Consider the following 205-nt stretch of genomic DNA (forward strand, 5'->3'; position numbering starts at 1 on the left):
GACCAATAAACGTGCCAGCGACGTAAAAATTGCCTGTTTTGGTCTGGCGTTCAAACCGAATATTGATGATTTACGTGAAAGCCCGGCAATGGGGGTGGCGCAAAGTATCGCACGCTGGCACAGCGGCGAGACGCTGGTGGTTGAACCGAATATCCATCAGTTGCCGAAAAAACTGGATGGCCTGTGCCAACTGGCGAAACTGGAC

The 205-nt window shown here is 52.2% G+C and carries 1 protein-coding gene; it reads left to right on the forward strand.

All coding sequences use genetic code 11. The features are described from left to right. The coding region (locus FDX22_RS21945; protein WP_304571802.1) for a UDP binding domain-containing protein at positions 1 to 205 on the forward strand (205 nt) is incomplete at both ends.

This window comes from Citrobacter sp. TBCS-14, assembly GCF_005280805.1.
Classification (GTDB): domain Bacteria; phylum Pseudomonadota; class Gammaproteobacteria; order Enterobacterales; family Enterobacteriaceae; genus Citrobacter; species Citrobacter gillenii.